Source organism: Streptomyces ferrugineus (genome assembly GCF_015160855.1).
Lineage (GTDB): Bacteria > Actinomycetota > Actinomycetes > Streptomycetales > Streptomycetaceae > Streptomyces > Streptomyces ferrugineus.
Genome location: NZ_CP063373.1, coordinates 6552767 through 6560035, shown reverse-complemented (window position 1 = coordinate 6560035; position 7269 = coordinate 6552767). Strand labels below are relative to the sequence as shown.

8 protein-coding genes are annotated in these 7269 nt (G+C 71.1%); 4 read left to right on the top strand and 4 right to left on the bottom strand.

Going from position 1 to position 7269, the window contains the following annotated elements:
• A complete protein-coding gene (locus IM697_RS29560; protein ID WP_194039145.1) occupies positions 1 to 1101 on the bottom strand; it encodes an alpha/beta hydrolase-fold protein in 1101 nt (366 codons plus the stop codon).
• A gap of 93 nt (positions 1102 to 1194) precedes the next feature.
• Here IM697_RS29560 and IM697_RS29555 point away from each other — a divergent pair, with 93 nt between their 5' ends.
• The 3 genes from IM697_RS29555 to IM697_RS29545 all read left to right on the top strand — a co-directional run bounded on the left by IM697_RS29555 (position 1195) and on the right by IM697_RS29545 (position 3647).
• The gene (locus IM697_RS29555; protein WP_194039144.1) at positions 1195 to 1407 is read left to right on the top strand and encodes an MbtH family protein; all 213 of its coding nucleotides are present in this window, start codon (positions 1195 to 1197) and stop codon (positions 1405 to 1407) included.
• Between the two features lie 52 nt (positions 1408 to 1459).
• Positions 1460 to 3034 carry an amidohydrolase gene (locus tag IM697_RS29550; RefSeq protein WP_194039143.1) on the top strand — a complete coding sequence of 525 codons (1575 nt, stop codon included), beginning with the start codon at positions 1460 to 1462 and terminating at the stop codon, positions 3032 to 3034.
• Positions 3035 to 3116: 82 nt separating this feature from the next.
• Positions 3117 to 3647, top strand: a complete 531-nt coding sequence (locus IM697_RS29545; RefSeq protein WP_228044222.1) for a GNAT family N-acetyltransferase — start codon at positions 3117 to 3119, stop codon at positions 3645 to 3647.
• 166 nt (positions 3648 to 3813) lie between these two features.
• Here the strand turns inward: IM697_RS29545 and argB are convergent, their stop codons facing one another.
• Together argB and IM697_RS29535 are read right to left on the bottom strand one after the other, a co-directional pair.
• Entirely contained in the window at positions 3814 to 4653 is an 840-nt protein-coding gene (gene argB, locus IM697_RS29540) for an acetylglutamate kinase (RefSeq protein WP_265582752.1), read from the bottom strand.
• A gap of 288 nt (positions 4654 to 4941) precedes the next feature.
• Positions 4942 to 5598 (bottom strand): isochorismatase family protein, encoded by a 657-nt coding sequence (locus tag IM697_RS29535; protein ID WP_194039140.1) that lies wholly within the window; start codon positions 5596 to 5598, stop codon positions 4942 to 4944.
• 249 nt (positions 5599 to 5847) lie between these two features.
• On the opposite strand from IM697_RS29535, the gene IM697_RS29530 reads away from it, so the two are divergent.
• Positions 5848 to 6594: a methyltransferase domain-containing protein gene (locus IM697_RS29530; protein WP_228044221.1), complete on the top strand. Its 747-nt coding sequence runs from the start codon at positions 5848 to 5850 to the stop codon at positions 6592 to 6594.
• Positions 6595 to 6655: 61 nt separating this feature from the next.
• On the opposite strand, the gene IM697_RS29525 is transcribed toward IM697_RS29530, so the two are convergent.
• The gene (locus IM697_RS29525; RefSeq protein WP_194039139.1) at positions 6656 to 7186 is read right to left on the bottom strand and encodes a MarR family winged helix-turn-helix transcriptional regulator; all 531 of its coding nucleotides are present in this window, start codon (positions 7184 to 7186) and stop codon (positions 6656 to 6658) included.
• Positions 7187 to 7269: the final 83 nt, after the last annotated feature.

Below are 7269 nucleotides of genomic sequence, written 5' to 3'. Positions count from 1 at the left end.
CTAGCCGAGGGCCCAGGCGACATCCCTGAGCAGGGCGTGCCGCCAGCCCGCCCGGTCGTGGCCCGACGCCGAACGCGAAACCCGCACGGTCGCACCGGCCTGTTCGGCCAGGGCCTCGACAGACTCGCAGTGGGGGAGCATCCGCGTCTCGTGTTCCCCCACATCGAAGGCGACCCGCAGACCGGACAGGTCGGCGGGCTCCCGCAGGCGCTCGGCGATCGCACCGCCGACCGGGCCGCCCAGGGGGTCGGCCAGGTCCATGGCGTCAGGTGCCCACCAGAACGCCCCCGACTGGCAGGCGACACGGGACACCAGCTCCGGGAACTCCAGCGCCGCGTACACAGCGCTCAGCCCGCCGAGGCTCTGCCCGGCGACCACCAGCCGGTCCTGGTCGGCGCGTACGCCGGACTCCGCCACCAGCGGCAGCAGTTCGTCCCGGATCGCCCGCCACAGGTCGGGCCGGCACGCGAACTCGGCCTCCCGGTCCTTGGCGGGAAGGAAGACGACCGTGACAGGGGGCATCTCGCCACTGGCGACGGCCGAGTCGAACGCGGTCATGGCCGGGTGCAGGTGCAGCCAGTCGTCCCCGTCGAGCAGCAGGACCACCGGTCCGCCGCCGCCCGCCGGGTGGACTCGGACGGTACGCCGCCCGCCGAGCCGTTCACTGGCCCAACGGATCCGGGTGCGCGGCAGGGGCAGGACGTCATCGGCGCCCAGGATGGGCCAGTGCGGCTGGGCCGGGGCGTCCGGGGTCGCGGCGATGGACCGGTCGCCGCCCGCACCGACCGGGTTGAACGGGTCGGCGTACGCCGCGTCCGCCACGAGGAACTGGTAGGTCACCCGCAGCCGTTCGGGCATGCGCACCTCGGCGTACCAGCAGTCCGTGTCTTTCCACCGGCGCAGGGACACGGGCTCCGACCAGCTCTCGAAGGCGATGCTCGCCTCGGACCCGCGCCACAGGAACAAGGTCACCCAACCGCCGTCGCCGGCGGGTAGCGAGGCGGGTGTCCCCGCCGCCGCCCAGAACTCGTCGGTGCCGGGTGTACCGGGCAGGCCGAACTCGACGAAGGCGTTCTCCCTGTCGGCCGCGAGGCCCCGCATGAACGTCTCCTTGTGAGAGGGAAGGGGAAAGGCTAGGCTCATTTGAATTAGGTCAGGCTAACCTAATCTCTGTACTCCCGGGAGGCACTCGACATGAGCACCAACCCCTTCGACGACGCCGACGGCCGATTCCTGGTCCTGGCGAACGACGAGGGCCAGCACTCCCTTTGGCCGTCCTTCGCCGAGGTACCCGGAGGGTGGACGGTCGTCTTCGAGGAGAACACCCGGGAGGCGTGCCTGGAGTACATCGAGACCCACTGGACCGATCTGCGCCCCCGGTCCCTCGCGGCGTCCATGGACGCGTGACCCTCCACGGCGAACAGGGCGTCCGGATCGACACCTTGAGGAAACACCACGCATGCTCTGCGCCCGACTGACCAACGCGCGCTTCCTCACCATGGACCCGGACCGTCCGGTCGCCCACGACCTGGGCATCTGGCACGGCCGGATCGCGGGCCTGGACGAGGCCGTGACCTCCCTGCCCGCACGCGAGGTGATCGACCTTCAGGGCGCCACCGTCCTGCCCGGGTTCATCGACGCCCACGTGCACCTGGCCTGGACGGGCTTCAAGCAGAACACTCCGAGCATCGCGGGCCGTACGCGGATCGACGACGTACTCGCCGTCGTGGAGGAGGCCGTCGCCCGGCGGAACTCGCCGGGCGCCTGGGTGACCATCGCCGGATACGACCAGCGGGCCTTGGGCCGCCACCTGACCGCCACCGAACTGGACAAGGTCAGCGACGGACACAAGGTGTTCGTGCTGCACGACTCCGGGCACGGCTGTGTCGTCAACACGGCCGTCCTCGACCTGCTCCCCGCGGACATCCCGCACGAGGACGGCTTCCTCGCCGAACGTGCCATGGGTGCCGCCCGCGCGCTGCGGCTGCCGTACTCCCAGGAGGAGTTGGCCGAGGCGATCGGACGCGCCGCCCGGACCTGTCTGGCCGAGGGCGTCACCGCCTGCGCCGAGGCCGGCGTCGGCGGCACCCTCTTCGGCCACAGCCCCGTCGAGCTGGGCGCCTACCAACTCGCCCGCGACAAGGGCCTGTTGCCGCTCCGGGTGCAGCTCATGGTCTCGGCGGACCGGCTGAACCCGGTCGCCGCGCATGACGCCGACGGCATCCCGAAGGCTCTCGACCTCGGTCTGCGCACCGGCTTCGGCGACGACTGGCTCTCCGTGGGCGCCCTGAAGATCTACACCGACGGCGGCATGATGGCGCGTACCGCGGCGCTCGGCAGTCCGTACGAAGGGCTGGACCACGCGGGCCAGTTGCAGGACGACCCGGAGGCGCTCGCCGAGACGATCGTGGAAGGCCACCTGGCCGGGTGGCAGCTCGCCGTGCACGCGATCGGCGACCGCGCGGCGGACGTCGCCCTGAACGCCCTTGAACGGGCCCATCGCCTTCGGCCACGCCCCGGCGCCCGGCACCGTATCGAACACGCGGGCCTGATCCGCCCCGACCAGCTCCCGCGCTTCGCGCGGCTCGGCGTCAGCGCGGTCGTCCAGCCCAACTTCCTGCGGTACTTCGGCGACGACTACGCGGCGATCATGGGCGAGGAACGGGCTCCGTGGCTGTACCGGGGCAGAGGCTTCCTCGACCACGGCATCACCCTGGTCGGCAGCTCCGACCGCCCCGTCGCGGACGGATCCCCGCTGCGGGCCGTGCAGTTCATGGTCGAGCGTGCCTCCGAAACCGGCCAGGTGATCGGCCCGGACGAGAGCATCGCCGTCGACGAGGCCCTGCGCGCCTACACCGTCGCGGGCGCCTTCGCCTGCCACTGGGAGGACAGTGTGGGGAGTCTGGCCCCGGGCAAGCGCGCCGACCTGGTCGTACTCGGTGACGACCCCCGACGAGTCGACATCTCGCGCATGGGCGACATCGAGGTGGTGGCCACGTACGTCGACGGCCGCGAGGTGCCGTCCGGCGACTGATCCGACGTGCCCCACCTGCGGTGGCATGGCGACGAGCCGTGCTCCGTACCCGGCCACCTGGCGGAATCGAGGAAGGAAAGCCTTGACCACGGCTACGCCGCGCCCAGTCCTACCACGTGCGCTCCCCTCGGCGGCACCGTCCGTACGGCCCGCACACCGTGAGGACGCCGCCGCACTCGCTGCTCTGTCCCGGCCGTTCGTCCACACGGGGGCGGTGCGCGAGCGGCCCCTTTCGCTGTACGCCGCCCATGCGTCCGACTTCCTCGTGGTGACGGCCCCCGACGGCACCCTTGAGGGATGTCTGGCCCTGCGGGTTCACCCCGCCGACCCGGGGCGCGACCACGTCCCCGCGGGCGTTCTGTACAACTTCTGCGTGGCCCGGCACCGGCAGGGATGCGGAACCGGGGCCCGCCTCCTGCGCACGGCCCTGGCGAGGGCCCGCGCCCAGTCGCTGGGCGCCCTGTTCACGGCGACGACTGGCGGTGGCGGCCTCTTCCTCCGGCATGGGTTCACGCCGGCGAGCGCGAGTCTGGCGCCTCCCGAGTGGGTGAGTTCACTGGATCCGCGGCGCAACTCGCGTGTCCTCGCCCGGAGCCTGGGGCCACTGCGGTAGGGGCGCATCGATCGCCGCCTGTGAAATCCGCTGTGCGTGGCGACCAAGGCCGAGCCCTGCGATCCGGGCGGAGTCGGCCGCCACCACGGCGGGGTGGTGTGCCCGAGCGTATGTCGTGCTGCCCTTGTCCCGGAGTGGTGCCGGCGGCGGGCGCCGGAAGTGTCCGTCAGCACGGCCCGCCGGCGGTCTGCGATCGGTGCGGCGTCGGCGGCGGACACGCGGTGTCTGCCTCGGAGCCTTCGCCCGGGACCACAGTGGTTCCGGTGCCCTGTTCGCCGAGGACACCCTGCGACAGCGCGTGTGGCACTCGGCCGTCGATCACGTGCGCGCTACGCACGCCGGCGCGGACGGCCCGCAGACAGCCCTCCATCTTCGGCAGCATCCCGGTCGCCAACCGCGGCAGGAGCTCGCCCAGTTCGTCGGCCGTCACGCGCTCGATCACCTTGGTGCCGTGCGGCCAGTCGGCGTACAGCCCCTCCACGTCGGTGAGCACCACGAGGCGTGCGGCACCAAGGGCCACGGCCAGAGCGGAGGCCGCGAGATCGGCGTTCACGTTGTAGATCTGCCCGTCGTCACCGCGTGCCACGGGGGAGACCACGGGGATGTGTCCCTGCTCCAGGAGTGTGCGCACCGCGCGCGGGTTCACGTCGACGATGTCGCCGACCAGGCCGATGTCCACCGGTCGGCCGTCCACCCAGGCCGACCGTCGTACGGCGGTCATGGTGTGCGCGTCCTCGCCCGTCATCCCCACGGCAAGAGGCCCATGCGCGTTGATGTGCCCGACGAGCTCCCGCTGGACCCGGCCCGTCAGCACCATGCGGACCACGTCCATGGTCTCCGGGGTGGTGACCCTGAGGCCCGCCTCGAAGCGACTCTCCAGGCCGAGACGGGCGAGCATCTCGCTGATCTGCGGTCCGCCGCCGTGTACGACGACCGGGCGCACACCCGCGTTCCACAGCCGCACGACATCCTGGGCGAACGCCTGCTGGAGGCCGCCGTCCACCATGGCGTGGCCGCCGTACTTGACGACGATGGTGGCGCCCCGCAGTTCCTCCGGCGGACGGACCTTGCCGGGGGAGGGATCCCTGTCCCCGGGCGTCCGCCCTGCGCTGCCGCGCGCGGTCAACGCGCGGATCTCCACTCCCGGATGCGACAGCGCGAGGCGCGGGATCTCCCCGCCGGCAACATCACTGGCTCCGGCCACCGCGGCCCGTATGGTCATGGTCTCCGTCTCTCGTCGTATCCCATTGGTCCGCCGTCCCCGGCGTCCGTCCGGCGCCGTCGCGTGACGGCGTCAAGCGTTCCGCCGCTCCTTGTGCAGGAGAAGGTCGCGCAGCAGGGTGTCCGTCGTGCGGACCACGCCGCTGCGCGCGGCCCACCGAAGTGCCAGGGAATGCTCCTCGGCGGAGAAGTCGGCCACCGCGTCGGCGACGACGAACGGCTGGATGTCGTTCATGAAGGCGTCCGCCGCCGTCAGCAGGACGCCGAGGTGCGCGTACACACCGCAGATGATCAGCTGGTCGCGGCCCTTCGAACGCAGCAGCCTGCTGAGATGGCTGCGCAGGAAGGCGTTGTGGCGCACATTGGCCAGCAGGTGCTCGCCGGGGCGAGGCGTCAGGGGCGCGATGATCGCGGCGGCTTCCGGCTCGTCCCCGATGCCCGGACCCCATATGTCGGCAACGAGCCCGCGCTGCCGCGGCGCCTGTCCGGCCGGCTCCGCGCTGAAGACGACCGGCATGCCCAGGGTGTCCGCGAGTTCACGCAGCGCCGCGACGTTGTCGATGAGTTCCACCACGGGGGAGCGCCCCGTCGGGAACACCCCGACGAAGTGGTTCTGCATGTCGTGGACGAGCAGCGCCGCGCGCGCAGGTTCGATCCTCCATGAGGCATGCGCGCGGGGAAGGGCGGAGCGGTCCGGCATGGGATAGGACTCGACAGTCGGCAGGACCATGGGCGATTCCCTCCCCTGACGGCACTCCGCACGGATCAGAACGCTCAAGATTTTGTTAGCTTAGCCTAGCCTAAATTACACACGGCCGACTTTGGGTCAGTCCGCCTTCTGAGACCGGAAGCTCATCCAACTACGGGCTCAGCACGCGGAGTTGGCGATCCGAGCGGGGACCGTTGGCGCTGGCCGTCGTGAGGCCGCGCTGAGCGAGCCGTTCCCCACCGTGCGAAACGATCACACAGCAGAGGGGAAATGACCTTGGCGACTTACGACAGCATCGGTGCGACCTACGCCGTCACCCGGCGACCGGATCCCCGAATCGCCGCCAGGATCCATCGAGCCCTCGGTGACCCTGCCACCGTGATCAACGTAGGAGCCGGCACCGGCTCCTACGAACCGTCACAAACGGTACTGGCCGTTGAACCCAGCTCAGTGATGATCGCCCAGCGCCCGGCCGGATCCGCGCCGGCCCTGGAAGCAGCCGCGGAGTCGATCCCTCTCGCTGACGACTCGGCCGACGCGGCGATGGCCCTCCTGACCGTGCACCACTGGAGCGACCTGGAAGCCGGCATCGGGGAACTCCGCCGCATCGCCCGGCGACGGATCGTCGTCCTCACCTTCGACCCCGACGTCAACCACGGTTTCTGGCTGCTGGACGAGTACCTGCCCGAGGCGGCCGCATGCGACGACACACGAGCCATCGCGGTCGACCGACTGGTCACGCTGCTGGGGGGCGCCCGCATCGAGACCGTCCCCATCCCGCACGACTGCACCGACGGATTCCTCGCCGCCTTCTGGCGCCGGCCCGAGGCATACCTCGACCCGCAAGTGCGGGCCGGCATCTCGATGTTCGCCCAGACCGGCGACGAGGTCATCCGGCCGGGACTGGCCCGGCTGTCCGACGACCTGTCCTCCGGCCGGTGGCACCAACGCCATGCCGACCTGCTCGACCGCGAAGCAGTCGATGCCGGCTATCGGCTTCTCGTAGCCGACCTCTAGAGCCCAGGCGCGCCATCGAAGGCAGTAGTTGCACCGCCTCGGCCCGCATGAGCGGGTTGCGTCAGTCGTGGTCGGACAACGCGGCACTCAGCGCGGACGGGTCCTCGGGGGCGCCGTCGTGTCCGTCCTCCGTGTTCCTCGGCCAGGGCCGCCCGGTGATGCGTTCGATGTCGGTGTTGAACCGGCGCAGGTCGGCGATGAAGCGGTCGAGGCGTTCGGGCGTCCAGTCGGCCACCACCGTGGACAGGCCGGTGACGATGCCGGCGCGCTGTTCCGTGAGGAGCCTGAGGCCCTCCTCGGTGATGCGGAACTTGCGTGCCACCCCGCCGGCCGGGTCGAGGGTGCGCTCCACCAGGCCGTTGCGCAGCAGCGCGGAGGTCTGGCGGGTGAAGGTCGACGCCGCCAGCCCGAAGGCCTCGACGAAGTCGGGGATGGACATGGGGCCCTGGGCCTCGAGTCTGTTGAGGAGCACATAGGCGCTCTGGTCCAGCGGATCCCCGCCGCGTGAGCCCCGCGGTGCCCGCATCTCCTTGTGGCGGGTGAGGATGAGCAGTTCCCGCTCGATGCGCTCCGCGGCCTCTCGGGCATCCATGCCGACCTCCTTCCCGGCCGCACGGCCAGGTCCCCGACTCCCCGAATCCCCCCACCCTACGGTGAGATTGCGCCATACACGGA